26 protein-coding genes and 1 pseudogene are annotated in these 24,890 nt (G+C 34.4%); 16 read left to right on the plus strand and 11 right to left on the minus strand.

Going from position 1 to position 24,890, the window contains the following annotated elements:
• Positions 1-18 precede the first annotated feature (18 nt).
• The 4 genes from BKH41_RS05380 to BKH41_RS05395 are packed head-to-tail and all read left to right on the plus strand — an operon-like array spanning position 19 to position 3,203.
• Positions 19-1,551 (plus strand): DUF5644 domain-containing protein, encoded by a 1,533-nt coding sequence (locus BKH41_RS05380; protein WP_095297744.1) that lies wholly within the window; start codon positions 19-21, stop codon positions 1,549-1,551.
• Positions 1,552-1,588: 37 nt separating this feature from the next.
• Positions 1,589-1,900, plus strand: a complete 312-nt coding sequence (locus tag BKH41_RS05385) for a hypothetical protein (RefSeq protein WP_095297746.1) — start codon at positions 1,589-1,591, stop codon at positions 1,898-1,900.
• A 9-nt stretch (positions 1,901-1,909) separates the two neighbouring features.
• Positions 1,910-2,704: a TerB family tellurite resistance protein gene (locus tag BKH41_RS05390; protein ID WP_095297748.1), complete on the plus strand. Its 795-nt coding sequence runs from the start codon at positions 1,910-1,912 to the stop codon at positions 2,702-2,704.
• A gap of 49 nt (positions 2,705-2,753) precedes the next feature.
• Positions 2,754-3,203 (plus strand): hypothetical protein, encoded by a 450-nt coding sequence (locus tag BKH41_RS05395; protein ID WP_095297750.1) that lies wholly within the window; start codon positions 2,754-2,756, stop codon positions 3,201-3,203.
• Here the strand turns inward: BKH41_RS05395 and BKH41_RS05400 are convergent, their stop codons facing one another.
• Both BKH41_RS05400 and waaF read right to left on the minus strand, forming a co-directional pair.
• The gene (locus tag BKH41_RS05400; RefSeq protein WP_095297752.1) at positions 3,204-3,788 is read right to left on the minus strand and encodes a flavin reductase family protein; all 585 of its coding nucleotides are present in this window, start codon (positions 3,786-3,788) and stop codon (positions 3,204-3,206) included.
• On the minus strand, positions 3,785-4,810 hold the full coding sequence (gene waaF, locus BKH41_RS05405) for a lipopolysaccharide heptosyltransferase II (RefSeq protein WP_095297754.1): 1,026 nt from the start codon (positions 4,808-4,810) through the stop codon (positions 3,785-3,787). Before waaF ends, BKH41_RS05400 begins: the two co-directional genes overlap by 4 nt.
• Positions 4,811-4,905: 95 nt before the next feature.
• Between waaF and hisS the strand changes: the two genes are divergently transcribed.
• Positions 4,906-6,225: a histidine--tRNA ligase gene (gene hisS / locus BKH41_RS05410; RefSeq protein WP_180762752.1), complete on the plus strand. Its 1,320-nt coding sequence runs from the start codon at positions 4,906-4,908 to the stop codon at positions 6,223-6,225.
• 5 nt (positions 6,226-6,230) lie between these two features.
• Here hisS and BKH41_RS05415 read toward each other — a convergent pair whose 3' ends face one another.
• Positions 6,231-7,388 (minus strand): metallophosphoesterase, encoded by a 1,158-nt coding sequence (locus BKH41_RS05415; RefSeq protein WP_095297758.1) that lies wholly within the window; start codon positions 7,386-7,388, stop codon positions 6,231-6,233.
• A gap of 102 nt (positions 7,389-7,490) precedes the next feature.
• Between BKH41_RS05415 and BKH41_RS05420 the strand changes: the two genes are divergently transcribed.
• The 9 genes from BKH41_RS05420 to BKH41_RS05460 are packed head-to-tail and all read left to right on the plus strand — an operon-like array spanning position 7,491 to position 14,505.
• Positions 7,491-7,949, plus strand: coding sequence for a low molecular weight protein-tyrosine-phosphatase (locus BKH41_RS05420; RefSeq protein ID WP_095297760.1), 459 nt, complete (start codon positions 7,491-7,493; stop codon positions 7,947-7,949).
• Between the two features lie 33 nt (positions 7,950-7,982).
• Complete coding sequence (locus BKH41_RS05425; RefSeq protein WP_095297762.1) at positions 7,983-8,333, plus strand: arsenate reductase family protein; 351 nt, start codon at positions 7,983-7,985, stop codon at positions 8,331-8,333.
• Complete coding sequence (locus tag BKH41_RS05430; RefSeq protein WP_095297764.1) at positions 8,330-9,679, plus strand: SH3 domain-containing C40 family peptidase; 1,350 nt, start codon at positions 8,330-8,332, stop codon at positions 9,677-9,679. Before BKH41_RS05425 ends, BKH41_RS05430 begins: the two co-directional genes overlap by 4 nt.
• Positions 9,679-10,530, plus strand: coding sequence for a zinc ABC transporter substrate-binding protein (locus BKH41_RS05435; RefSeq protein ID WP_180762743.1), 852 nt, complete (start codon positions 9,679-9,681; stop codon positions 10,528-10,530). The genes BKH41_RS05430 and BKH41_RS05435 overlap by 1 nt, the downstream gene beginning before the upstream one ends.
• On the plus strand, positions 10,527-11,252 hold the full coding sequence (locus BKH41_RS05440) for an ABC transporter ATP-binding protein (protein WP_257875418.1): 726 nt from the start codon (positions 10,527-10,529) through the stop codon (positions 11,250-11,252). Before BKH41_RS05435 ends, BKH41_RS05440 begins: the two co-directional genes overlap by 4 nt.
• A 9-nt stretch (positions 11,253-11,261) precedes the next feature.
• Positions 11,262-12,617 (plus strand): FAD-dependent oxidoreductase, encoded by a 1,356-nt coding sequence (locus BKH41_RS05445; RefSeq protein WP_095297770.1) that lies wholly within the window; start codon positions 11,262-11,264, stop codon positions 12,615-12,617.
• 16 nt (positions 12,618-12,633) lie between these two features.
• Positions 12,634-13,461: a metal ABC transporter permease gene (locus BKH41_RS05450; RefSeq protein ID WP_095297772.1), complete on the plus strand. Its 828-nt coding sequence runs from the start codon at positions 12,634-12,636 to the stop codon at positions 13,459-13,461.
• Positions 13,461-13,670 carry a DUF5408 family protein gene (locus BKH41_RS05455; protein ID WP_095297774.1) on the plus strand — a complete coding sequence of 70 codons (210 nt, stop codon included), beginning with the start codon at positions 13,461-13,463 and terminating at the stop codon, positions 13,668-13,670. The genes BKH41_RS05450 and BKH41_RS05455 overlap by 1 nt, the downstream gene beginning before the upstream one ends.
• Positions 13,660-14,505 (plus strand): hypothetical protein, encoded by an 846-nt coding sequence (locus BKH41_RS05460; RefSeq protein ID WP_095297776.1) that lies wholly within the window; start codon positions 13,660-13,662, stop codon positions 14,503-14,505. The genes BKH41_RS05455 and BKH41_RS05460 overlap by 11 nt, the downstream gene beginning before the upstream one ends.
• On the opposite strand, the gene BKH41_RS05465 is transcribed toward BKH41_RS05460, so the two are convergent.
• The 8 genes from BKH41_RS05465 to serS are packed head-to-tail and all read right to left on the minus strand — an operon-like array spanning position 14,502 to position 23,245.
• A complete protein-coding gene (locus BKH41_RS05465) occupies positions 14,502-15,083 on the minus strand; it encodes a ComF family protein (protein ID WP_095297778.1) in 582 nt (193 codons plus the stop codon). The two genes, BKH41_RS05460 and BKH41_RS05465, sit on opposite strands and share 4 nt — an antisense overlap.
• Positions 15,080-15,709 (minus strand): dTMP kinase, encoded by a 630-nt coding sequence (gene tmk, locus BKH41_RS05470; RefSeq protein WP_095297780.1) that lies wholly within the window; start codon positions 15,707-15,709, stop codon positions 15,080-15,082. Before tmk ends, BKH41_RS05465 begins: the two co-directional genes overlap by 4 nt.
• Positions 15,709-16,194, minus strand: a complete 486-nt coding sequence (gene coaD, locus BKH41_RS05475; protein ID WP_095297782.1) for a pantetheine-phosphate adenylyltransferase — start codon at positions 16,192-16,194, stop codon at positions 15,709-15,711. Before coaD ends, tmk begins: the two co-directional genes overlap by 1 nt.
• Positions 16,191-16,766, minus strand: coding sequence for a UbiX family flavin prenyltransferase (locus BKH41_RS05480; RefSeq protein WP_095297784.1), 576 nt, complete (start codon positions 16,764-16,766; stop codon positions 16,191-16,193). Before BKH41_RS05480 ends, coaD begins: the two co-directional genes overlap by 4 nt.
• Positions 16,763-17,437, minus strand: coding sequence for a flagellar basal body P-ring formation chaperone FlgA (gene flgA / locus BKH41_RS05485; protein ID WP_095297786.1), 675 nt, complete (start codon positions 17,435-17,437; stop codon positions 16,763-16,765). Before flgA ends, BKH41_RS05480 begins: the two co-directional genes overlap by 4 nt.
• Positions 17,430-19,487 carry a UvrD-helicase domain-containing protein gene (locus BKH41_RS05490; RefSeq protein ID WP_095297788.1) on the minus strand — a complete coding sequence of 686 codons (2,058 nt, stop codon included), beginning with the start codon at positions 19,485-19,487 and terminating at the stop codon, positions 17,430-17,432. The genes flgA and BKH41_RS05490 overlap by 8 nt, the downstream gene beginning before the upstream one ends.
• Positions 19,480-21,945: a tetratricopeptide repeat protein gene (locus tag BKH41_RS05495; RefSeq protein WP_095297790.1), complete on the minus strand. Its 2,466-nt coding sequence runs from the start codon at positions 21,943-21,945 to the stop codon at positions 19,480-19,482. The genes BKH41_RS05490 and BKH41_RS05495 overlap by 8 nt, the downstream gene beginning before the upstream one ends.
• Positions 21,946-21,955: 10 nt before the next feature.
• On the minus strand, positions 21,956-23,245 hold the full coding sequence (serS, locus tag BKH41_RS05500; protein WP_095297792.1) for a serine--tRNA ligase: 1,290 nt from the start codon (positions 23,243-23,245) through the stop codon (positions 21,956-21,958).
• Positions 23,246-23,596: 351 nt separating this feature from the next.
• Between serS and tatB the strand changes: the two are divergent.
• Positions 23,597-23,821: pseudogene (gene tatB / locus BKH41_RS10125) on the plus strand (Sec-independent protein translocase protein TatB); the annotation flags it as partial.
• A gap of 321 nt (positions 23,822-24,142) precedes the next feature.
• The gene (tatC, locus tag BKH41_RS05515) at positions 24,143-24,889 is read left to right on the plus strand and encodes a twin-arginine translocase subunit TatC (protein ID WP_095297798.1); all 747 of its coding nucleotides are present in this window, start codon (positions 24,143-24,145) and stop codon (positions 24,887-24,889) included.
• Position 24,890 lies beyond the last annotated feature (1 nt).

Consider the following 24,890-nt stretch of genomic DNA (forward strand, 5'->3'; position numbering starts at 1 on the left):
TTTATGAAGGATTGTTAAATGAGTATTCATAAACTTCACTTGAGTGTTTTTAGATTTGATGCTAAAAAAGATTACAACCCTTTCTATGAAAAATGTGATTTTGATTATGAAGAGAATTTTTTATTATCAAAAATTTTAGGTTCATTGTCTTTAAGAGATTTTGAATACGATAAAGATATTGCTTTAAAAATAAATGGTATAGCAGTTTTTGATGATTTAAAGGTTGATGATTTAGTGGAGAGGTTTGGCAAAGAATGGATTTTAGAGCCAATTTCCATTAAATATGCTTTTAAAGATTTGTTAATTGATAAGCAAGCAGTTTTAAGCTTCTATAGCGCTTTTTTTCAAGCGGGAGATTTTTTAACTTCGACAGAAAAAGCAGAATTTTTAAAATTTATAAATATTAATTTTATTTCTCCTCAAAGGAACCCTGATTATTACGGAGATGGATTTTTTCTTTATGTGAGATGGCTTTTTGGGCGTCATCCAAAAGAGGCTAAAAGATTGCTTAAAAGTATTGCAGACGCAAAAAATGGTGTGATGAATTTTGTGAGCGTGAAGCGTTTTGTTCATCCTGAAAACGATGCAATAGACAAGGAAATATTTGAAATTCAAAAAATGCTTACACAGGCTTCAAAATGTCCTTTTGCGGGGAATGAATGGAGTAGTTTTTCTCGAGATATCGATTCAAAATATTATTTTCCTTCTAATCAAAATTCCCAAAAAGCCACTAAAAAGCCGACTTATGCAATTTTTAACGGTTATGAAAAAGGGTGGAATTTTGAACCTCTTATTATCAGTGCGCGCGAATTGTTGGGAAAAATCGGACTAGAAACTTTGGATTTAAATTTCTGTTTTGATGGAGGGTATTGGGGACATTTTTGTGACTATGAAAAATTTTTGTTTGCCAATGCTTACAATATGGCTCTTGCACACAAGAATGGGGCTATTTTACTTCTATGTGATGAAGATGCTTATGCTAACGCAGCATATGCTAAGAAAATTTTAAATTCAGATGATGCCTTGGTTGAGAGCATCAACGAAAAACTCAAGGAATATGCTTTGAGTTATGATCGCAACATAGAGATAAAGTATCTCAATGAGATGATTGTAAATGAATTTATATGGAATGTTGCACAGGGATTTAATGGTTTTGGTACCGTGCTTTTTGCGGGTTCTTTTTCAAGTGCGGTAGGCAAGCTTTGCTATGATGGTTTTTTTGAAAAAATTTCTTTAAAGAGATACCAAACAACCTTTCAGAACGAATCTTATGCGCATTTGTTTGAAGTGAATCGGGTTTCTGCATTGAAACAATCTGGTGCTATCAGATATGAAGCTATTGATTGTGGAATTGATTTTTTATTGAGTGCTTCAATGGGGCAGTTTGAAATGTTTGATACTTACTCTAAAAAGGCATCCAAACTTTATGAAAGGGATTTTGACCCTGTTCCTACGTTATTTTTACCCCAACTTGTTTTGATTTCTATGGGTGAGAAAGATTATAGAAAAATTGGGTTGCATTTGCATAAAAATAAGGTTAATTTTATATAATTTATCATATGTCTGGCTTTTTTATCAAGGTTATCTTATGAAGATATTTTTAAAAGTCTTGGCAGCTTCTTTCATTGGAGGTGTCTGGTATCATATAGGCGGAGAGAATTCGGCTGTAATTGCATTGGTTTTATTTATTTTTATGCTTTTTATTTTACTGATGAAACCGATTGAATTCCAATCTCCAGAGAAACGGGAAGACTATATGCAGCAGCTTAAAAAGAAACGCGAACGCAGATTGGCCTTGGAGGCAAAACAAAAAGAAGAGCAACTTCGTTTGCATAAAGCCAATTTGGAGCGTGAAGAAAAAAGAAAAAGAGAATTGAAAAATAAACTTAAAAATCATTAAAGGAAGAATATGGATATTATTTTACTAATATTGGCAGGGGTTGTTGTCTATTATCTTTATGTCACGTTACAGGAGTATCTCAAAAATCCTATTTCAGTTCAGTCTAAAGATTTAAGGTCTGAGACCCAAGAGTATGATTTATCTCAAGATCCCTATATTCAAATGAATCCTTTTGATAAAATCAGAAAAACTGAATTTGGGATTATGGTTGCTATTATTTCCAAAACATTAAATCAGGATAATCAATCAATGATGAGAGAAATCTTGATCAATGCAACTTTTAAAGATATGGGTCTTCAAATGTCTGGTGTGGAGAATGCTGCAGAGAATTTAAAGGAAATTTATAACTCCAAAGATCTTGATAGTCTTGAGCGATTATGCAAGGATTTTTTACAAGTTACTTATGGAGAATATAAAAAACGTTTGAAATTTGTGGAATTTTTATTTGCATTAGCTTATGCCGATGGTAAATTAAATGAAGAAGAAAAAGAAAATATTATTGATGTCGCTGCTTTTTTAGAGTTGAGCAATGAAGATTTTAATAAGATTTATGATGATTTTGATGCCCAAAATGGTTTAGAAATAACAATGGATCGTTCCAAAGCTTTAGAAATTTTTGGAATGCAAGAGGATTTTTCGCAACAGGAATTGGAAGAGAAATTTAAAGACTTAGTTTTGTCTGCTAAGCAAAATATTTTAGATGTTAAAAATTTAAATAAAAGTTTTGCAACCGAATCTTTTAAAAAGTTGTGTGAAATTCGGTTTGCCTATAATCTGTTAAGCCATAAGGAAACGCCTTTATGATGGCATAATTTTTGCTTCTCCTTAGAATATCGTTTTTAAGGAGAGAGTGATGGATATTCAAAATAATCATAGTAGCTTAAGAGATATTTTTTCTAGTCGTTATCACCAAAATATTTTACCTTCTCCATCTGTTGCCAATAACATTGAGAAAAACTCCTCTGATGGGATTGTCAATGATCGAATGCCTAAAGATGTTTTTTCACCTTCTGAAGAATATGCCCATATAGTTGCAATAAAAGATCAGGTTCGAGGCGGGCTTAAAGATTTAAATTCTTTTGTTTCAATGGCACAAGTGCTTAAAAATGAAAATATCATTAATAATAACGATATGATAGCTGTGGATTTTTTGGCAAAGGAAAGTCCAAAATTAAGCTTTGATGAATTCAACAAAATTATAAGAAATGATCGTTTAAGTATGGAAATGAAAGGCTTGATTAGCCGACTTGTACAAAAGCTAGAAATGATTGATTATGTTGCTCAAGGATCAATGGCGGCTTGATCAAAGACTTTTAGAATCTATCAAAGAGCTTGGAAGTTGATAATATTTCCCAACTCTACCAACATTTTTTAGAGTAAAGTTGAGATCTTGTCGATAGATTTTGTCATCAATAAAGCACTTTGAAGCTTCAAGAAGAATTGGTTTGGAGTTTTCGCCTATTTTTAATATCTCATAAAGATTGCACATAAAAGCAAGCGGACTTCCCTTAATTATGGGAGGATAGCTACTTTCTGCAACTTCAAGTTCGATTTGAAATTTTATCGCTTCGCTTACTCCATATTCGAGTTCTGCAGAGGTTTGATTTAAAGATTTTAGATTTTTTTCATCACACATACAAATCGTAGCTTTTTTAGTTTTGATAATATTTTTAAGTGTATCTTTGGGTGAACCATCGCTTTTGGGCATAATACAGATGGAAAACACAATCGGATCAGAACTGATGGGAGCAAAAAAACTAAAAGGGGCAAGATTGATCACCCCGTTTTCATCCATCGTGCTGACCCAAGCTATCGGTCTTGGCGTGATGGAGTTGCTGAGTATTTTATATTTGGTCAGAGGGCTTGAGTTTGTAAAATCAATTTTCATCGTTTATTCCTATTGAGAAGTTTGTTAGCTTGTGCAATCACTTCATCAGGCGTGATGAGTTTCATACAATTTTGATGTTTTAGCGGGCAGGTTCTTTTTTTGCACGGGGCGCATTTGAGTTTTTTGTTTAAAATGATGGCATTTTGGTGTTTCCACGGAGAGGTTTCTTGATCATTTGTGGGACCAAATATTGCAATGAGAGGAATTTGGAGTGCTGTTGCGATATGCATCGGACCGCTATCATTGGTAATGAATAAATCAAGGGTGGCGATATTGTCTATTAGTGAGGAAATCGTGGTTTGACCTGTTAAATCGATGATATTTTTGATTGTTTCTTGGTGGGTGGAAAGTTTCTTCACGATTTCAATAATATCTTTGGTTGCGTTTATATCGCTTTGGTTTCCAAATAAGACAATTTCATAGTCTTTTTGTATTAGAGACAAGATTGTTTCGGCAAAATATTCTTTGAGCCATCTTTTTGCACTTCCAAATGCTGCACCAGGATTGATGCCTATTTTTACTTTTGTTTGAGAAAAATACTTGTTTTTGGAGGCAATCAATTTGAGGCTTGGGGCATTATGGGCAATTTGGCTTTGAGTTTGGTTTAATAAAGGCATCAAGAGGTTGCAATAGGATAATACCTGATGGATACCTGATTGAAATTTTATGGGATGGCTTAGAAAAAATGAACGAAAATTTTTTGCATAGCCGATTTTCAAAGGAGTCTTTGTCCAAAATAGAAGCATTGCTGAATAAATATTGTTAGTAAAAGTAATGGCAATGTCATATTTTCCAATCTTTTTAGCAAATTTATAAGTGGCTAAAATCCGACATTTTGATTTTTTCGTTTCATCGATAAAAAATGAACTGATGCGTGGATCTTTCTCAAATAAAGAGCATACTGCTTGTGTTCCTATAATACTAAAAGAAGCTTCTGGGAATTTGTCTTTAAGCATTTCGAATGCAGGGGTTGCCATCACGGCATCGCCCAGCCAGTTTGGCAGACGCAGTAAAATCTTCATTGAAGGTCTCTTTTTGAGTTTAAATTAAACTGAATTTTACACTAAAGTGGCTAAAATTCAAGCACTGATTAAAAATTTGGAGAAACTCAAGGATGTTGGTTGTTCCTAGAACTTTAAGCGGATTTAAAGACAGATTGCCCAAAGAGGCGATGGCAAAAGCAAGGTTATTGGCAAAAGTATCTCAGGTGTTTGAGAGTTTTGGGTTTGTCCCGATTGAGACCCCTCATTTAGAATATGCTGATATTTTGGTCAAACAAGGAAGTGAAGAGATACAAAAAGAGCTTTATCGGTTTAAAGATCACGGGGGCAGAGATGTTGCATTGCGATTTGATCAAACCGTGCCTTTGGCACGATTTATTTCGCAATATCACAATGAGGTGGGTTTGCCCTTTAAGCGCTATGTGATCGGGAATGTTTTTCGCGGGGAGAGAGCACAAAGAGGAAGGTATCGTGAATTTACCCAATGTGATTTTGATTTTATCGGTAGCCATTGCATTGCTTGCGATGCCGAGATTATCCAAGTTATTTATGCTTCGATGGTTTCTTTGGATATTGAAGAATTCACAGTTTGGCTCAACCATCGAGAAATCTTAAATGGAATTTGTAAGTATTTTGGGATAGAGGATAAAAAAAATATTGACACTACATTGAGAGTTATTGATAAATTAGACAAAATAGGCAAAGATGGTGTTTGTGAGGAATTAAAAAAAGAATTATGCATCCCTGATAAAAAGATAGAAGGTTTGCTTAATGTTATGGGGATCAAACAAATTGGTGCGAGCGATGAGTTTTTTTCAGAGATAAGGTATCTCAAAGATTGGAATGATGCACTTAAAAAAGGGATTGGAGAGCTTGAAAAACTCTTTGAAATTTTCGCAGAACTAGAAATGGATCCCGATACTTATCGGGTCAATTTTTCAATTGCTAGAGGATTGGGTTATTATACAGGCATCGTTTATGAAACTACTTTAAACCGCTTAAAGAATCTTGGAAGCGTATGCTCAGGAGGAAGATATGATAATCTTACACGAACTTTTTCGAAAGAAAATATGAGCGGCGTGGGAGCTTCCATAGGGATTGATAGGCTTTTAGCAGGTCTTGATGAACTTGGACTTTTGAGTGCAAAATCAACTAGCGCGAGGGTTTTGATTATCTGTATGAGTGAATCCTATTTTGGTTTTGCACATAAACTTGCTGAATCTTTTCGGCATAGTCAAGTTGCTACAGAGGTTTATCCCGAAATCAATAAGCTTAAAAAACAATTTAGTTATGCTGATAGCAGGGGACACGAATTTGTAGTTGTGATTGGAGATGAAGAATACGCAACAAAGACCATCACACTTAAAAATATGACATCAGGAATGCAGTTAGATCGTTTGAGTTTTTTGAAAGCTTTAGAAATTATTAAAGAATGAAAGTTTTATGGTTTTGGAAATAGATTGATCAGTGTAATTTCTGAATGTGAGCCCACTCTCATAGGGGGTCCCCAAAATCCAGTTCCTTGATTGATGTATAAAAAGCGGTCATTTTCAATTTTATGCAGTCCCATTAAAAAAGGTTGTTGCAGTAAAACAGCTAAACTAAAAGGAAAAATTTGTCCGCCGTGAGTGTGACCACTTAGGATAATATCAACAGGTTTATCCTTTATTTTTTCAATAATTTTTGGTTGGTGTGAAAGCAAGATTGTAGGGATATTGCTTTGGATACCTTCGAAAGTTTTATCAATATTAGGTTGCAAATAGCCCATACGGTTGCCCATTAGATCGGCATTTCCTGCAATATTGATTAGGGGAATTCCATTTTTAGAAATTAGGGAGTTTTGATTGATGAGAACGTGGAAACCTAAATCTTTCATTTTTTGAATGATATTATAAATATCGTGTAAATATTCGTGATTCCCTAATACATAATAAACTCCATAAGTTGCTTTGAGATTTTTTAGTTCATCAACTGCTTTGAGGACATTTTTTAATTTTGTATCCACAATATCCCCAGTAAGCACAATAAGATCAGGATCTTGATCATTTACGAGTTCAACCATTTTTTTAACGCGACTTTCTTCAATAAGACCGCCGATATGGGTATCGCTTAATTGCACAATTTTTAAGGGTGAGCTAAGGTTAGCAAGAGGAATGGAGATTTTTTTTAAAATCGGATTAGATTCGCCATTATAGATTCCATAACCGATATAAATCATTGAGAGAACAATGACGATTCGTTGTAAGTAGTTGCGATAAGCCGTTCGTTTATTTTTGCTTGTAATGAAGTGTATAAAAATATTTAGAAATTGGTAAATAATCGTAGAGACAAATAATGAAAATACAACACCGATTGAGATTGAGATAAGCAGGTAGAGCCATTGTGGAACAAGTGGGAATTGTCTTAAAAACATATAAGCCACAGTGCCACAGAAGTTTAAAAATGTGAAAAGTTTTAAAAAATTTCGAATTATTTTTAAGTTGCTTAATTGATAGAATAAACCCCGATAAACAATCAAATGAAGGAGTAAAAATATTGCCGAAGCCAAAAATGGAAACAAATAAGTTTGCATTTGAGCAATTTGAGGCGTATCTTCCACCGTTGGTATCCTTTGAAATTTAATATAAATTTTTGTATTATACTTGAAAATAGCTCCATTTTATGGAATTTTGGCATTAAAATTTTAGGGAAAATGTAGGAAATGAATATTTTATTTGTATGTCTAGGAAATATATGTCGCTCGCCTTTGGCAGAAGCGATAGCAAAGCATTATGTTTCAAAGTTTGGCTTGGTAGCAAGCATAGATTCGGCAGGAACTTCTGGATGGCATAATGGTGAGACTCCTTGTGAGGGTTCAATTTTGGTTGCTAAAAAACACCACATTGATATTTCTGGTTTTAGGAGTCGGAAAGTGAGCGTGTATGAAGACAGCGTATTTGATATTATTGTTGCAATGGATCAAGCCAATGTCAGAGATTTGCTTGAAATGGGATTTGATCGTTCAAAGATTCGCAAACTGGGTGAGTTTGGACTAGAAAATGCTGATGTTCCTGATCCTTATCACTATAAAAATAATGAGGGTTTTGAATGTGTTTATAATATGATTGAAAAGGGAGTAAAGCATTTAATACAACAATATTTTAAAGTATCTGTTGAATAAAAAATGCTAGAATTTTGACAAAGGTTAATCAGAATGAGATTATATGGAATTAAAAATTGTGGTAGCGTTCAGAAAGCACGAAATTTTCTTGATGCTAGAAATATTTCTTATGAATTTATAGATTTAAAAATTCTCAAACCTAGTTTGGATGATATAAAAAAATGGGTTCAGATTAAAGGAATTGATATTGTTTTGAATTCTAAAGGCACTACTTATAAGCGATTGGGACTTAAAAATATGGAATTGGATTTGAATGGCAAGATAGAGTATTGTTATGAAAATCCGTTATTACTTAAGCGTCCCATTATTGATCAATTTGATGGCAATAAAGTTATTATAGGTTTTAATGAGCAAAATTATCAAGAAATTTTTGGTGCAATATGAAGATCTTTTTATTAGCAATTTTGACATTTTTGATTATAGGGTGCGCAAGCAAAGATGCTCCTTTGGCAGATTTGTCATTACCTCAAGATGCAAGTTTTTATATCCAACAAGGAGAGAATATCAGCTTATCTCCAAAGGTTTTACAGGATTTGAAAGAGAATTATTTGAAAGTTTGGTTTTCTCCTTGGACAAGTATGAAAGTCGATCAGAATAAAGATGAAGTGTTTTGGGTAGCACCCTCTTTGCTTAAAAATCCTGGTTATGGCGAAAATCTTAAAAAAAATCCTCTTGAATATACAACTGAGATTTATAAAGATATGGATATACAGAATTATCCCAGTGCTTCGATTAAAGCCATTATTACAACTGATACTAGCGTTCGTGCTGTTCCAAGTGAAAAACCTCGATACAACTCTCCAAGCGGATATCCTTTTGATCGGTGGCAAAATTCTTTGATATTTCAAGGGACGCCTGTTTTGATTACCCATTATGATCTTTCTAAAGAGTGGGTTCATATTCAAAGCAGTTTTGTGTATGGTTGGGTAAAATCAAGTGATATTGCCAAAATACATCAAAAAGATATTGATTATTTATTGTCATTAAAGAATTATGTTGTTCCTAACAGAGATAAAATCCCTTTGTATAATTCTAAAGGGGAATTTTTGACCCAAGCACGTATTGGAGAGATTTTTGCGATCAAACCTGCTGATAAGACAAAAGTCGAAAAAAGCAACGTTAAAAAAGTTTATGTTTATAAAAAAAATATCGATGGTTATGCACTATTGATTCCACCAGAGATTAATGATTCGGATTTTAGTGCTTTTCCCAAAAAGATAGATGCTGATTCTATGGCCGGAGTCATCAATGCGATGATGGGGCAAAGATATGGTTGGGGAGGGATACTTGAAAATCGAGATTGTTCAGCATTCACAAGGGATAGCTTTGCAAATTTTGGGATATTATTACCTAGAAATTCCGCATCGCAGGTTAAATATGCAAATAATATGATTGATTTGAGCCAATACAGCGCCAAAGAAAAAGAGCAATATATCATTAAACACGCTACCCCATTTGCGACAATTTTGTGGTTGAAGGGGCATATTATGCTTTATATCGGAACCTACAAAGGCAAAGCTATGGTAGCCCATAGTGCTTGGAGTATTTCTACTTCAAAGATGTTTTCAAAACAGCAAAATATACTTGGTGGGGTTGTGATCACAACCCTTTGGGTTGGAAAAGAGAAAAATGGCATTTTTTCTAGATCTAAAATGCTGATTGACAGGGTTTTAGGAATGTCTGATTTATATGATTACGCTTTAAGCGTCGATTTATCTGAAGGGCAATAGTGAGAGTTCTAATCTTTATCCTTATTTTTTTGGGATTTTCTTGGGGAGCGGGTAAAATAAATGTAATTGTGAGCGTGATCCCACAAATTTATTTTGTTAAAAAAATTGCTGGGGATTATGCGAATGCTATTGCTATGGTTCCTGATGGCAGGAGCCCTGAAACTTATGAACCGCTTCCAAGTCAGATTGGGCAAATCAAGGATGCTTCTATTTATTTAGGGGTTGGAATGGAATTTGAGAGAGTGTGGAAAGATCGTTTTATGGGCGTGAATCCGTCGATGAAATTTCTAGATTTGTCCAAAGGATTGAATCTTTTGGAACATTCAGAAGATGATCACACGCAAAAACACCATAAAGGGCACGATCCACATATTTGGATGTCCGTTAAGCTTTCCAAAATTCAAGCCCATAGAATTTATGAAGCTCTATCTGAGATTGATCCCTCAAGGAATTTGATTTATAAAAAAAATTTAGAGAAATTTTTAAAGGAGATTGATCATCTTGATTCTGAAGTGGAGGCTATATTTTCTGAAAACGGGGCTCAGAAAGTTTTTGTCGTCTATCATCCTGCTTTTGGTTATTTAGCAAGAGAATATGGTTTGAAAGAGATTACCCTTGAAAATGAAGGCAAATCCCCAAAGACAAAACAGATGGTTGCATTGAGGAAACTTATTACTCAAAAACATATTCAAGTCATTTATATACAGCCTCAATTTTCTAAACAACACATCACTTCTTTAGCCAATGATTTGAAACTTAAAATTTTAGAGCTTGATCCTTTAAAAGAAGATTGGGAAAACAACATTTTATATATATGTCGTACAATCGCTACGCAAGGGAAAAATCATTGAGTTGCAAACTTCTTGAATGTAAGGATTTATTCTATCGTTATGGCAAAGAGTATGTTTTAAAAAATGTAAATTTCTCTGTAGATGAAAGTGATTTTTTAGCAGTGATTGGTCCAAATGGTGGGGGTAAAACGACTTTAATTAAAATTTTGCTTGGTTTAAATAAGCCCAATAAAGGTGGCGTTTTTTATCCCAATCGTTCTATTTTTAACCCCCAAAGCTTGATCGGTTATGTACCACAAGATACTACTATTAACAGCGATTTTCCGATACAGGCTATTGATGTTGTAAAAATGGGATTTTTAAAGCGGAAGCTTTTTGGGTGTAGAATGGGAAAAGAAGAAACTTTTGCTGCACTTGATATGCTTGAAAGATTAGGGGTGCTCCATTTGGCCTACAAAAGAATTTCTAATCTTTCAGGTGGGCAAAGGCAAAGGGTTTTGATAGCTCGTGCGCTTTGTGGCAATCCGAAACTGATCATTTTGGATGAGCCAACTTCAAGTATTGATATTAAGGCGCAAAAAGAAATTTATAAAATATTAAAGACGTTTAACCTCAATCATACTATAATTGTAATAAGCCATGACCTATCTATACTTTTGGGATATGCATCAAGAGTTCTTTATGTAAATAGAGAAGTGGTGGTGCATAAAATTCCAAAAATAAATCTGGATACAGACGGGCATATATGTGAGGTTGATCTGCTTGATAAATTTGCAATTTGAGGAGTAAAAATGGAAAATGAATTTGATGTTGTCATTATTGGGGGAGGCGTGTCTGGTTGCGCAGCTTTTTATGCGATGAGTGAATATAGTGATATTAAAAAGATTGCCATTGTTGAAAAATGCGATCGACTTGCAAAAGTAAGTTCAAGCGCAAAAGCAAATTCCCAAACAATTCACGATGGTTCGATTGAAACGAATTACACAGTTGAAAAGGCTAAAAAAGTTAAGCTTTCTGCCTATAAGGTTAGACATTATGCTTTGAATAAAAATTTACAAAATAAAGTGATTTTTGAGAATCAAAAAATGGCGATCGGGGTAGGGGAAAACGAATGTAGGTTTATGACAGAGCGTCACGAAAGTTTTAAGGAAATTTTTCCTAATCTAGAGTTTTTTGACAAAAATAAAATCAAAGAGCTTGAACCTAAGGTCATTTTGCGTGCAGATGGTACAGACAGAAGTGAGAATGTAGTCGGATCAGGATTTAAGAAAGATTGGTGTGCAATGAATTTTGGGCTTTTAAGTGAGAATTTTGTCGAAGAATCCAAAAAACTCAATCCAAATAATGAAGTATTTTTGAATTTTCGGGTTAAAAAAATAGAGCCTCGTGCAGATGGCTATGCCTTGATATCTGAAAATTCTGATGAAATTTATGCTAAATTTGTATTGGTTAATGCTGGTTCTTATTCCCTCCCATTAGCTCAGTCGATGGGATATGGGATGGATTTGGGTTGTTTGCCTGTCGCAGGAAGTTTTTATTTTGTCCCTGATTTATTAAGAGGCAAAGTTTATACGGTTCAAAATCCAAAACTTCCATTTGCAGCCGTTCATGGGGATCCTGATGTAGCGATCAAGGGTAAGACAAGAATCGGACCCACAGCCCTTACAATGCCAAAATTAGAGAGGAATAAGCATTGGCTTGGAGGCATTAGTATGGAACTTTTAAAAATGGATTTAAATAAAGAAGTTTTTAAAATTGCACTTGATTTATTCTCTGATAAAGAGATTCGTGATTATGTATTTAAAAATATGATTTTTGAAATGCCATTTTTTGGAAAAAGAAAATTCCTTAAAGATGCACAAAAAATTATCCCATCATTAAAATTGGAAGATTTGGAATATGCCCAAGGTTTTGGAGAAGTGAGACCACAGGTTTTAGATCGAGCAAAAAGAAAGCTTGAACTTGGGGAGAAAAAAATTTCTACGGGCAAGGGGATTACTTTCAATATGACTCCTTCTCCTGGAGCGACAAGCTGTCTTCAAAATGCCTTGAATGACTCCCAAGAAATTGCAGCTTATTTGGGTGTCAAATTTGATTTGGAAAGATTTTATAAAGATCTTTCTCCTGAAGAGCTTGAAAATTTATAAATAAAGCGTTATTCAAATGATGGAGCTTTTGTCTTATTCCTTTATTCAAAATGCATTGATCGCCTCTTTTTTGATCAGCATTTGTGCAGGAATTATCGGTTCCATTGTTGTTTCAAATAAAACAGTATTTTTGACCGGAGGAGTTGCTCATAGTGCTTTTGGTGGGGTAGGGGTTGCCTTGTTTTTTGGTTTTAATGCGACTTTAGGTGCTTCACTTGCAGGCGTGTTAATGGCATTACTGATGGTTTATGCAACACTTAAATATAAGGATAAGATCGATACATTTATCGCTGCAAGTTGGGCTCTTGGGATGGCAATCGGGATTATTTTGATTGATCTGACTCCTGGTTATGGGAGTGATCTTACGAGTTATCTTTTTGGTTCTATTATTGCTGTTGCTCCAAATGATATCCTCAGTATTGCTATATTTGATATTGTCTTGCTTATTTTTGTAATATTTTATTATCGAGAGCTTTTGAGTATTTTTTATGATAGCGAATTTTGTCAATTAAAAAAGATTAATGTACAGATTTTTAATATTGTTATTTTTGTTCTAGTTTCTTTGGGTGTGGTGATGAGTATGAGTGCAGCTGGCTTGATATTGGTGCTTTCAATTTTATCCATACCTGCTTATATTGCAACAATGTTTGTATCTTCTTTAAAATTTCAGATGTTGTTTTCGTGGGTATTGTCATTGATTTTTATGTGGAGTGGTTTTTTTATTTCTTATATTTATGATTTGAGTGTGGGTGCTTGTATTGTGGTTGTATCAGTGATTGGAATGGGGCTTGCAATTTTGCTTAAGAATGTATTTTATAATTTTAAAATTTTACAAGGAAAATGATGACTGAGTTTGAAAAGGCAGATCTTGCTTTGAATGCAGCAAGGAAAGCTGTTAGAATTGTTATTTTTATCGGTATGTTTGCAGTTCTTTTGACAATGATTAATATTTATGTTCTGCTCAATCAAATAACAGCCACTGCGCAAATGAGCAAGGAAATGCATATTTTGAATGACAGAGTGGAAGGTTTAGAGAAAGAAATTGAAAAATAAGTTCAGATTCATTCGCATATTTTTATTTTTTGGTCTAGCTTTAAATGCTGAGGATTTTACAAATAGCCTGTTTGGATTTGAGCCCTATGGCTATTTAAAAACAGGATTTCAGCATTATTCTTATAAAGAACCTAGCGTGATGTCTATCTCTGGACCTATGTATACCATTGGAGCTGTAGGGGGAATTAAATTTAATTCTTTTATAAAATCAGATCTTGAATTTTATTATGCCACAGATATCGGTAAGAATACTTATAATGGGGCCATTCAAATGACTGATTTTTTGGGTCAAAAAACAACAATACCTTTGATTGCAAAATCAAACGATTATTATTTAAGTATTGCTTATCGGGTAGGACTGACTATTTTTGGAGATGGAATAGATGAATATTTTAGTCTCTATCTCGGGATGGGTTACCGGTATTTGAATAACCAAATCAGGGACACCAGCGCTTATTCAAGGAAACAATCTTATTTTTATATGCCCATTGGTGCAAGAATCAAAGTACGTTTGAATAAGAAAATCAGGTTTAAGCTTGATGGGGAACTTCGTGCAATGCTTCTAGGGAGCAATACATCTGCATTTAGGGATATTGGTTATGACAATAACTTGCATTTTATCCAAGCCAATGGCAGTGGTTCTAGGATCACATTGGGCGCAGAGTTTTTTGTGACCAAAAAAACTTTTTTATTTATTCAAGGAACATTTGATTATTGGGGGATAGGTAAATCCAATGTTTTAGCAGCATATAAGGGTGGGATGCTTGCCGACTATTTTGTGGAGCCAGAAAATAATACGATTGTCTATGGATTTGAAATAGGTTATTCTTTTTAGTTTTCTGCATTGCATAAGGCAATACAGAAAAATACTCTTGAGCCTGATTTTTCTACCTCTCTTATCGCTTCGCTCATCGTTGTTCCTGTAGTGATGATGTCGTCGATGATGAAAAAATTCTTGGAATGACTCCCCTTAAAAAATAGATTTTTTGGATTTTGGCGGCGGTATTGAAGTGATTTTCCAGCGTATTGGAGATTATTTTTTGCTTGAAGTTTTCCATAATCAGGCTTAAATCCATAACGGCAAAATTCTTTGAGAATCACTGCAGTATGGGAATAGTAACTCCTGACACAATCATCAATACCTATTCCATAGAGATTAGTTTCTTTCCAAAGTGAGGATTTTAGATGAGAGTTGAAGAAATAATCACTCGCTTTTGCAGAAAGAATTTTTAAAATTCTGCTTCCAAAAACATAATATTTGCTTTTGATGAGAATTGAGACATCACTATAATTATAAAAACTGTAAATGCTTACCCCTTCAATAACCCGCATTGTTGGGGTGATTTTTATTTCAAAAAAACATCTTGAGCAAATCGGATTGAATGAAATTTTGCCACAAACGACACATTTCATTGTTTTGAATCAATGATTTTTTTGATTTGAGTGTGAATGGAATCTTTGCTTTGAGCAGCTTGTATGATTACAAGCTCACATCCCAAATCTTTTGCGGTGGCTTCAATATTATTTTGAATTTCAAGGAGATAGGGAATGCCTCTAGATTCGATAAAGTCGTTAGATTTTTGTGAGAGTCGGAAAGCAAGGGTGTCAGGATTAATTTTTAGCATAATGATCAAATCAGGAACGATTGAATTTGTGGCAAATAGATTCAATTCTTTTGCTTGGGGGATTTGTTTTGCATAAGCGATACCCGATACAATGCTTCTATCTGAAAAGATGATTTTATCTTGATTGGGAATGATGATTTTTGCGGTATGTTCGGCGCGATCAGCAAGAAATAATAAAAATTCTGTTTTATGATCAATTTGATTATCTCCATTGTAATGACCATAATTTTGCGAATGAAGTGAATTTTTTTGATGAAAAACGTTATTTTCTCTTAAAATCATCTCTCGAATTTGTATCCCTATCTTACTTCCTCCAGGTTCTTTGGTAAAGATAGCATCGGGGTAAGTTTTTTGAAGCAGTGAGATTTGTGTGGATTTTCCACAAGTATCGATTCCTTCTAGTGCAACATACATTATTTTTGCCCTTTTAATTTGAGTATGTGTTGGTAAGCTACTTCTGGGATTAAATGGGATACTTTGCCATTGTGTTCTAAAATACTTCGAACAATTGAAGAGCTAATAAAAGCATTTTTTAAAGTAGGCATAAAATAAATGGTGTCCAATTCTTCATTTAAAGATGCGTTAGCATAGCCCATTTGGAGTTCGTATTCAAAATCACTCACTACGCGCAGACCCCTAATGATAAGCTTGGCTCCGTTATCTTTGGCAAAGTTGGCCAAAAGATTTTGAAAACAAACGCATTCTATATTGGTAAGATGGCTTGTGGCAAGCTCCATCATTTTTTTACGATCTTGGAGGCTAAACATAGGATGTTTGGAACTTGATTTGGCAATAGCGATAATGACTTTATCAAAAAGCTCCACGCTTCGTTTGATAATATCTAAATGTCCGTTGGTAACTGGATCAAAAGTGCCTGGATAAATAGCGATTTTTTTCATTGGTGCATTCCCCATCTTGGGTAAAGATTGTTTTGGATTTCTAAAGCGTCCAACCATTTCCCTATAATGAAATTTTCCATAGAAGTCAAATCCTTTGTTTTAGCATAATAGCCCATTATGGGCGGTGCAATGATAATATTTAAGCGTGAAAGTTTGAGCATATTTTCTAGGGCAATGGCAGAAAGTGGCAATTCTCTTGGAGCAATCAAAAGTTTTTTATGTTCTTTGATCATCACGCTTGCACACCTTGAAATCAGTTCATCAGCAATGCCACAAGAAATTTTTGCCAACATATCCATACTTGTGGGAATAATTGCCATAGCATTGACGCCAAAGCTTCCTGAAGCGATGTTGGCTCCGATTTCATCTTCATCGAATAAAAACATTTTCCTACCATCTTTGATGATGGAATCAAGAGCGGCTTCTATTTCATTTTCTATTTCTTTTTGGGCTACGACTTTAGCACTTTCAGAGATGATTACAAAAAGCTCAATCTCTTTTGGAATGTACCTGATAAATCGAATTGCCAAGCTGACTCCGCTCGCTCCGCTGATGCCTACAATCATTTTCATAATATTTCTCCTTTGCCCTCATTGATCACCTTGACGCGGATAATTTTTTTGGTTTCGGGATTGATGGCATTAATGATTTGATCTTTTGAGCCATTTTCTTTGGCAATTAGTGTCGTTTCCAAATTGATATGATTGTCTTTGATGATACCGATAAAAGCATCATTTTTACGGATTAAGATTTTTGCTTGAATTTTATCAAGCGTGATGATGGCGTTTGTAGGGATATAGGATTTTGCACTTATCTGATTGACTTGAAGACTTGTGATTGGGATTTGGGTGATTTTGTCTAAAGAAATTTTATCTTTTAGAGTGTTGGCGTCATTGATATCTTGGAATTTTTTGATTGGAGATGCGGCTCGATAAACAATGATGGAAGCCTCTATTTGATATTCAACAGGAATTTTTAACAAGGAATTTTTGATTGAAGCGTTTAAAATTAGGGCACCATTCTTTTTATTCAAGTATTTTGAATCAAGACTCAGGGAGTGGATTTGATAATTGTCTATAGAAATATTTGAAGGAAGGGTTATAGAAATATTTGTAATCTCGATACCATAATTTTTATATTGCTTCTGATAGGCGTTATTTAAATAGTCTTTGATTTGTATCATATTTTGTGATGCCCATAGACTGGAAAATAATAGTGAAAATAACAAAAGTGTTTTAATCATTTATCTTTTCTTTTTGAACAAAAGAAGCAAGAATATCTCTTTGAAGCCCGCCAAAATTAATCTTAAGCTTGGCATTTTTACCGCTTCCATCAATGCTTATGACTCTTCCTGAACCAAAGATTTTATGTGAAATTAAATCCCCTTTTTGAAACCCTGTTTCATTTGAAATCTCTTGTTTTTTTCCCATCAAACCAGCTTCTTGAAGAAATCTAGATTTTTCAAGTTCAGTGCGTTTTCCTTTGTAGAATCTGGATTTTACAAAGGAAATATAAAGTTCGTCTTTAGCCCTTGTAAAAGCGACATAGCCAAGCCTTCTTTCTTCCTCGATATCACCTTCTTCTCGAATTAGAGGAAAAAAACCTTCTTCAAAGCCTACGATAAAGACATATTTAAATTCAAGTCCTTTAGCAGAATGAACACTCATACACGAAATATAACCCTCACCTTGAGTATCGGCATCGCTACTTAAGGATAGGTCATTTAGAAAGTCTTGCAGAGAATTCATCGGAGATTGAATGATGTAGTCGCGAAACATTCCGTAAAATTCTTCAATGTTAGAAACTCGATCAATAGATTCGTTGGAATTTTCAATCTCGCCACTCAAATTAATTTGAGAGATGAATTCATCAATAAATTTAAGCACAGAGATAGAGAGATATTCTCTTAAATCTTGAATGGTTGAAAAAAAATCTATGAGGGTTTGGAGCGTTTTTTCATTGATTGTTTTTTCAAGATAGTCAGATTTGAAAGCCTGATAAACTGATGCATTGTGGTCTTGAGCGATTTGAAAAATTTTTTCCTGAGTGATTTTTCCTATGCCTCTTTTGGGCTTGTTAATGATTCTAGAAAGTGAAAAATCATCGTTTGGATTGATGATGAATCGTAGGTAGGCTAAAATATCTTTGATTTCAGCACGTTCATAAAAGCGCATAGCCCCAATGAGTTTATAAGGGATTTTAGCTCGGTTTAATCCTTCTTCGATGCTTCTTGAGAGTGCATTGAGTCTAAAGAGTATTGCGATTTCATCAGGATTTGTGCCAAGATCTAATAATTTTTTAATTTCTTTAGAAATTTTATTGCTTTCTTCGGTTTCATCTGCAGAGTGAAAAAGAGTGATTTCTTTCCCATTTCCTTTGATGCTTTGGAGTTCTTTGCCCAACCTTGAGGCATTGTGTGCGATCAGAGAGTTTGCTATGCTTAGAATTTGCGTACTTGAGCGATAATTTTGTTCCAATTTGATAATTTTTACATTTTCAAAATTATCTTTGAATTCTAAGATATTGGCAATATCAGCACCTCTCCATCCATAGATACTTTGATCGTCGTCTCCTACAACACAAAGATTTTGATGTGCAGAGCAAAGTTTTTGAAGCAGGCAATATTGTAAATAGTTTGTATCCTGATATTCATCAACCATAATGTATCGATAGCGATTGCTAGTTTCTTTAGCCAAATCAGGATTATCATCTAAAATTTTATAGCTTAAGCTTAAAAGATCATCAAAATCTACCATATTTTTTGTTTCTAAGTAATGAACATACTTTTTATAGGTTTCAGCGATGAATTTTTGATGTCTGTCTTGTGCTGCAATTAAGGCATCTTCAGGAGAGGTGAGCGAATTTTTCATTCGAGAAATTTGGGATTCAATATATCCTATAGGGAGGTTTGTATCAAGAGTTTTTAAAATCTTTTTTTTATCATCGCTATCAATTAAAATGAAATTTGGTTCTCGCCCTAAATAATGGATATGGAATTTCAAAAATAAAAGCCCAAATTTATGAAAAGTGCATAGTAGAGGGGGATGATTTGTGTTGTTTTCAATCAGTTTTAATGCCCGCTCCCTCATCTCTGAAGCCGCTTTATTTGTAAAGGTTAAAGTCAAGGTCGTATTTGAGGGAATGCCGACTTCATCAATCAAATAAGCCAAGCGAGTTGTAAGCGTTTTGGTTTTCCCGCTTCCTGCTCCTGCAAGAATAAGCATAGGACCATCAATATGCTCAACTGCTTGGAGTTGAGAGGGATTGAGGTGATCTAAAGCCTGCTTATTCATTGTTTTGAGCTGCCTTTGAGTTTTTCGTATCAATATCGAAATCAAAAAATTCTGATTTGAAGTTTGCCACAGAAATGTAATTATAATGAGCGGCAGCAGCTTTAAAATTCCCTATTTCTTGGTAAAGAAGACCTAGTGCATAACGGCTTTCATAATTAGTTGGAGAGTCCATCTTGGCAAGTTGGAGTAATAATACAGCATTTTCAGGATGATTTGCTCCAATGGCACTTACAGCAGCAAAAAATTTTGTTTGAGCGTCATTTTCTTTAAGATTCTCAATTAAAGTATTATAAAGAGTATAGGCTTTTTCAAATTTATGCTGGTAAATATTGATTAAGGCCATTGTTTGAAGAATGCCATTTGGAGTATCGGTTTGAGAAATTAATTTTTGCTCTAAATCTCTTTCTTGATTTTCAAGGGATCCTGTGATAAATCCGATATAAACATAAAGTTCTCTTGTGAAAGCTGGACCGTAATAGACACTACTTAAATCAAGCTTATCAGAGAGGAATAAATTATGGAGTTTGAGGGCAACTTGCTTGAGATTGGTGTCATAACTATGGGCTAGTTCATATAAAACATTTGAAACGACGTCTTTAGGATAGATGGATTTGAGTTTTGAAAATGTCTCAAGAAGAGCTGTTTTATTTTTATTTCTAATGCCATAAGCTGCTTTTAGGGCGTAATAAATCGGAAATTTTTTTTGAGCCTGCTCTATCCAATCCATATCATCATCAATATTATTGTTTAGATAGCCTATGAATGAGGAAAGGAATTTTTTTTGAGTTTGGGATTTGAAAGGAATGCTTTCAAAATCTTGAGATATTTGGTGCATAATTCGGGTTGTATCTTGATAAATAAAATCGCCAGCTATAATTGCAAACAGACCTGAAGTGATATCGTAGCTGTTGAGGTGATAGGCTCTTAGAAAGTGATTGTAAGCATTTTGAAAGTCTTCCATCTGTGCATAAATTAAACCTATATTATAATGAAGCACAGCGTGATTGGGATTTGATTTAGCTGAAATTTTAAGATATTTTAATGCGTCTCGAATATTGTTTTTATTGAGTTCAATGAGAGCTTTGGCTATATTTTTGTTGATAGTTGAGATCGTTCCTCCTCGAACTAGCGTATTTTTTGCTTCTTCAATATTTCTGATATCTGAAAACACTCCCCCTTCCCTGATCATTTTTAAAGCCTCTTGGACATCAAAAACGCGGAAAGGAGCGTAATAAAAGATAATTTTATAGGGGATTTTTTCTTGAATTTCAAAACTGCGATGCCAAAACTCCTCTTGGGCAAGATTGACATCAAATAAGGAAGGATTCAAGATAACTTTGATTGGATAGGTTTCCATAGCTTTTTTGGCCACATCTTTGTTGCTTGCTATTGATTCAAGCGCACTTGCAGCTGCAGCAAAGTTTCCTAGTTTCAAATCAATGATTTGGATTGCCAATAAAGCTTCAAGGTCATCTGAATTGGCATTTAAATATTTATATAAGTAACTCTTTGCTTTGCCATATTCCCCAACTCTAGCATATAAAAGACCTAAAGATTTATAATCTTTTGGAGCAGCAATTTCTTGCAGATGCGCTAAAGCGTTGTAGTCGTCGTTAAATACTAGGAATATTTTGGAAGCAAGGCGATGATTTTGCTCTTTGAAGCTTTCAGAATTGGGATTTAACAGTGGGGATAAAGCCTCAAAATAGTAGCCATTGTAGTATTGAGCCAGTCCGTATAGATAAGAATAAAATGGTTCGTGATCAGAATCTGATATATGGGAATTGACGAGTTTTAAATAATAATTATACAGATCGATGCGTTTTAGGTAATAGGCGCTTACCATCGCATCGATTGCGCTGACGCTGATATTTTCTCCTGATGAAATAGAATTGTCAAATGAAGCGATGGAATCAGCGTAGTTTTTTTCTTTGAGCTTGATAACTCCAAGGTTGTGGTTGGCAATGGATTGGGAAAAGGAAGCGATGTTGCTAAAGATATTTAACGCTTCTGTTTTTTCTCCGTTATTATAGAGAATGTTAGCTTTTTTAATCAGATTGTCAAGGCTTTTGTCGCTAATTTCAGGTATTTTGGTCTCAAGTTTTGGAATTTGAGGGAGGGGCGTTTCTATTTTTGAATTCTTATTTTTTGCTGGGATGTTTTGAGTGCTTGGATGGCTTGGAAGAATTGAAACAATAATTAAAATGATTGTTGCTACAATCAATACGGCTACGATACTGATTGTAGAGAAGAATATTTTTTTGTTTTGTTTGATTTTGGCATATTTGACAGAGATAAAATCTTTTAAAGATTGTATTTTTTCATTATTGAAGAAGTTTTGCAGTTTTAATTTGAGCTTGTCTATTAATTTTGAAGGAGAAGCAGATTTTGGAATATCTGCATCTGTTATCGAATTGATACCTTGAGTAATGGGATCGGATATTTGTTTCTTTGCCATAAGATCTCAGTTAAAGATATTTCTGTAATGCCTGCGGGATTTCTATATTCCCATCTTTGGTTTGATAATTCTCCATAATGGCTACAAGTGTTCTGCCAACTGCTAAAGAGGAGCCGTTGAGTGTATGAGCCAAAGAATTTTTTTTGTCTTCTTTGAAGCGGATTTTGGCCCTTCGGGCTTGAAAGTCTAAAGTATTTGAGATGGAACTAATTTCTCGGTAACAATTTTGCCCTGGCAACCATACTTCTATATCGACTGTGTTGCTTGCACTAAAGCCTAGATCGCCACTACATAGCTGCATAAGCCTGTGAGGTAATCCCAACTCACAAAGAATATTGCTTGCAGTTTCAATCATTTTTTGCTGCATTTTTTGACTTTCTTGAGGGTGAGTGATTGCAACAAGTTCGACTTTATCGAATTGATGTTGGCGGATTATCCCGCGTGTATCTTTGCCTGCGCTTCCAGCTTCTTTTCGGAAACAGGGGGTTTGAGCAGTAAGCATAATGGGGAGATCTTCAAGGGGAATGATGGTGTCATTGTAGAGGTTGGTTAAGGTAATTTCTGAAGTTGAGATCAGATAAAGTTCGTGACCTTTTGATTTTTCACCGGGTTTTTGATCTGATTCTTCAAAATCCCCACTTACTTTAAACATATCTTCTTCAAATTTTGGAAGCTGGCCAGTTCCAAAAAGCATTTCTTTATTTACAATGACAGGAGTTACGACCATTTCAAATCCAGCCTTTTGGTTGTAGTCAAGCATAAAATTAATCAACGCTCGATTGAGTCTAGCTCCCATTCCTCTAAGAACAGAAAAACGACTTTTGGCAAGTTTAACACCTGCTTCAAAATCAATCCATCCGTTTTTTTGTGCTAATTCCCAATGTTCTTTTGGAATGAAGTCAAATTTTTTTGGCAGAAGTATTTTTTTGATTTCAACGTTGGCATTTTCATCATTCCCTACAGGTGTTTGAGAATCAGGTAAATTTGGAATGTTTAAAAGCAGATGATTTAATTTTTCTTCAAGTACATCGACCTCTTTTTCAAGATTTGAGATATTTTGCTTATTGATTTCTAGATCGTTTTTAAGGACTTGGATGTCTTTGCCTTCTTTTTTATATTCTGCAAAAAGCTTGGAAGTTTTGTTTTGGTGGGCTTGGAGTCGCTCAAGTTCTTGTTTTTTTGTTTTGTAAGCAAAGGCGATATTTTTTAAATCCTCAAGAAGGGAAAGATCTATTTTTCTGCTTTGAAGTTTTTTGCTTACAAAATCAAAGTCATTGAGTAAAATTTTTATGTCTATCATAAATTCCGTACCTTTGCTGTGTTTGAAACTTATTGAAATTATACCTAAAAATGCATATGAAATGGCAATTTTTAACGCATCAAATATCTCCAAATGGACTTTAATTCCTGAAGTAAATTTTATTTGCAGATTTCAATTTGATAGCTTTTGGAATATGCTTGAATCAGGTCTCAGATCAAGGATTTTATTTTTCTCTTTGTTTTGTTATGTTGTATTCCAATGTCGTGTTGTATTAAAATGTCAAAGCTGCGATTTTATTAAACTTTTGATTTCAAAGTAAAGGTTTAGGGTTTTTATTATACAATATCTCAAAGGTCGTATTGAAATATTGCCTTAATGTAGGGTGTATAAATGTTTGGTATGGGTATTTTTGAAATTTTGGTTATTTTGATTGTCGCAGTTATTTTTTTGGGACCTGAAAAACTTCCTCAAGCGATGGTGGATGTTGTGAAGTTTTTTAAAGCGGTAAAAAAAACACTTAATGACGCAAAAGAAACTTTTGATAAGGAACTCCAAATCAGTGAAATTAAAAAAGAAGCCCTTGAGTATAAAAGTCATTTTGAATCAAGCGTTGATGGAATAACCAAAGATATCCAGCTCAAAGAGATTGATGAAGTATTCAAGGAGCATAAAAACCAAGAGCAAACGGCTATTTTGCCTAAAGATTCTAAATCTGAACTTGTTCTCCAAGATGTCTCCACTCAAGAAAAAACACCCAAGAAGCGTGGCAGAAAGCCAAAGAATACCGAAGAACATTTGGAAAAAAAAGCACCTGTTAAAAGTCGCTCTACAAAGATTGAAAAATCTGAAGTCACTAAAACTCGTAGTGTAACTCCAAAAAGTGCAAAAAGCGCAGGATTTAAAAGATCACTGAAAACTCCAAAGGAGAGCTAGGTTATGTTTGAAGATTTGAAACCCCATATTCAAGACCTTCGCAAAAGACTGATGATTTCGGTAGCAACGCTCTTAGTAGCTTTTTTGATATGCTTCAGTTTTTGGACTCATATTTTTGAGTGGATCAAAGCTCCTTTGAAAGTAGCTTTTGATAATCAACAGATCAAAGGTATGCTTGTACAGATTTCGCCCGCAGAAGGTGTTATTGTAGCAATGAAAGTGAGTTTTTTTGCCGCTCTTGCCATCTCTATTCCTATTATCTTTTGGCAATTGTGGCTTTTTGTCGCTCCAGGTTTGTATAAAAATGAGAAAAAGATTGTTTTGCCTTTTGTATTTTTTGGGACATTTATGTTTGTAGCAGGCGCTGCATTTTCTTATTATGTTGTATTTCCTTTCACGATTAAATATATTTTGATGTTTGGGAATGAAATGTTTGAGGCCAATATTTCAGCTTCAAGCTATGTTACTTTTTTTACCCGATTAGTGATTGGTTTTGGAGTTGCTTTTGAGTTACCTGTATTAGCCTATTTTTTAGCAAAAATAGGCTTGATCACAGATGCTACTTTAAAAAGTTATTTTAAATATGCAATTGTGATTATTTTCATTTTGGCAGCTGTTATCACGCCTCCTGATGTTATTTCTCAAGTATTTATGGCACTCCCTTTAATCGGGCTTTATGTCCTCTCTATTTTAATCGCCAAAATTGTCAATCCTGCTCCCAAATCTCAAAAAGAAGAAGTGCAAGAGTAGG

This window comes from Helicobacter sp. 12S02232-10 (genome assembly GCF_002272895.1).
Classification (GTDB): domain Bacteria; phylum Campylobacterota; class Campylobacteria; order Campylobacterales; family Helicobacteraceae; genus Helicobacter_J.

Excerpts from the sequence above, each read along its gene's own strand:
- tmk (WP_095297780.1), bottom strand. The coding sequence starts at position 15,709 with ATGTATGTTGCACTAGAAGGAATCGATACTTGTGGAAAATCCACACAA.
- coaD (WP_095297782.1), bottom strand. The coding sequence starts at position 16,194 with ATGAAAAAAATCGCTATTTATCCAGGCACTTTTGATCCAGTTACCAAC.
- BKH41_RS05385 (WP_095297746.1), top strand. The coding sequence starts at position 1,589 with ATGAAGATATTTTTAAAAGTCTTGGCAGCTTCTTTCATTGGAGGTGTC.
- BKH41_RS05450 (WP_095297772.1), top strand. The coding sequence starts at position 12,634 with ATGATGGAGCTTTTGTCTTATTCCTTTATTCAAAATGCATTGATCGCC.
- BKH41_RS05445 (WP_095297770.1), top strand. The coding sequence starts at position 11,262 with ATGGAAAATGAATTTGATGTTGTCATTATTGGGGGAGGCGTGTCTGGT.
- BKH41_RS05400 (WP_095297752.1), bottom strand. The coding sequence starts at position 3,788 with ATGAAAATTGATTTTACAAACTCAAGCCCTCTGACCAAATATAAAATA.
- BKH41_RS05455 (WP_095297774.1), top strand. The coding sequence starts at position 13,461 with ATGACTGAGTTTGAAAAGGCAGATCTTGCTTTGAATGCAGCAAGGAAA.
- BKH41_RS05425 (WP_095297762.1), top strand. The coding sequence starts at position 7,983 with ATGAGATTATATGGAATTAAAAATTGTGGTAGCGTTCAGAAAGCACGA.
- BKH41_RS05395 (WP_095297750.1), top strand. The coding sequence starts at position 2,754 with ATGGATATTCAAAATAATCATAGTAGCTTAAGAGATATTTTTTCTAGT.
- serS (WP_095297792.1), bottom strand. The coding sequence starts at position 23,245 with ATGATAGACATAAAAATTTTACTCAATGACTTTGATTTTGTAAGCAAA.
- BKH41_RS05380 (WP_095297744.1), top strand. The coding sequence starts at position 19 with ATGAGTATTCATAAACTTCACTTGAGTGTTTTTAGATTTGATGCTAAA.
- waaF (WP_095297754.1), bottom strand. The coding sequence starts at position 4,810 with ATGAAGATTTTACTGCGTCTGCCAAACTGGCTGGGCGATGCCGTGATG.
- BKH41_RS05480 (WP_095297784.1), bottom strand. The coding sequence starts at position 16,766 with ATGAAAATGATTGTAGGCATCAGCGGAGCGAGCGGAGTCAGCTTGGCA.
- BKH41_RS05495 (WP_095297790.1), bottom strand. The coding sequence starts at position 21,945 with ATGGCAAAGAAACAAATATCCGATCCCATTACTCAAGGTATCAATTCG.
- BKH41_RS05465 (WP_095297778.1), bottom strand. The coding sequence starts at position 15,083 with ATGAAATGTGTCGTTTGTGGCAAAATTTCATTCAATCCGATTTGCTCA.
- BKH41_RS05490 (WP_095297788.1), bottom strand. The coding sequence starts at position 19,487 with ATGAATAAGCAGGCTTTAGATCACCTCAATCCCTCTCAACTCCAAGCA.
- BKH41_RS05390 (WP_095297748.1), top strand. The coding sequence starts at position 1,910 with ATGGATATTATTTTACTAATATTGGCAGGGGTTGTTGTCTATTATCTT.
- tatC (WP_095297798.1), top strand. The coding sequence starts at position 24,143 with ATGTTTGAAGATTTGAAACCCCATATTCAAGACCTTCGCAAAAGACTG.
- flgA (WP_095297786.1), bottom strand. The coding sequence starts at position 17,437 with ATGATTAAAACACTTTTGTTATTTTCACTATTATTTTCCAGTCTATGG.
- BKH41_RS05420 (WP_095297760.1), top strand. The coding sequence starts at position 7,491 with ATGAATATTTTATTTGTATGTCTAGGAAATATATGTCGCTCGCCTTTG.
- BKH41_RS05430 (WP_095297764.1), top strand. The coding sequence starts at position 8,330 with ATGAAGATCTTTTTATTAGCAATTTTGACATTTTTGATTATAGGGTGC.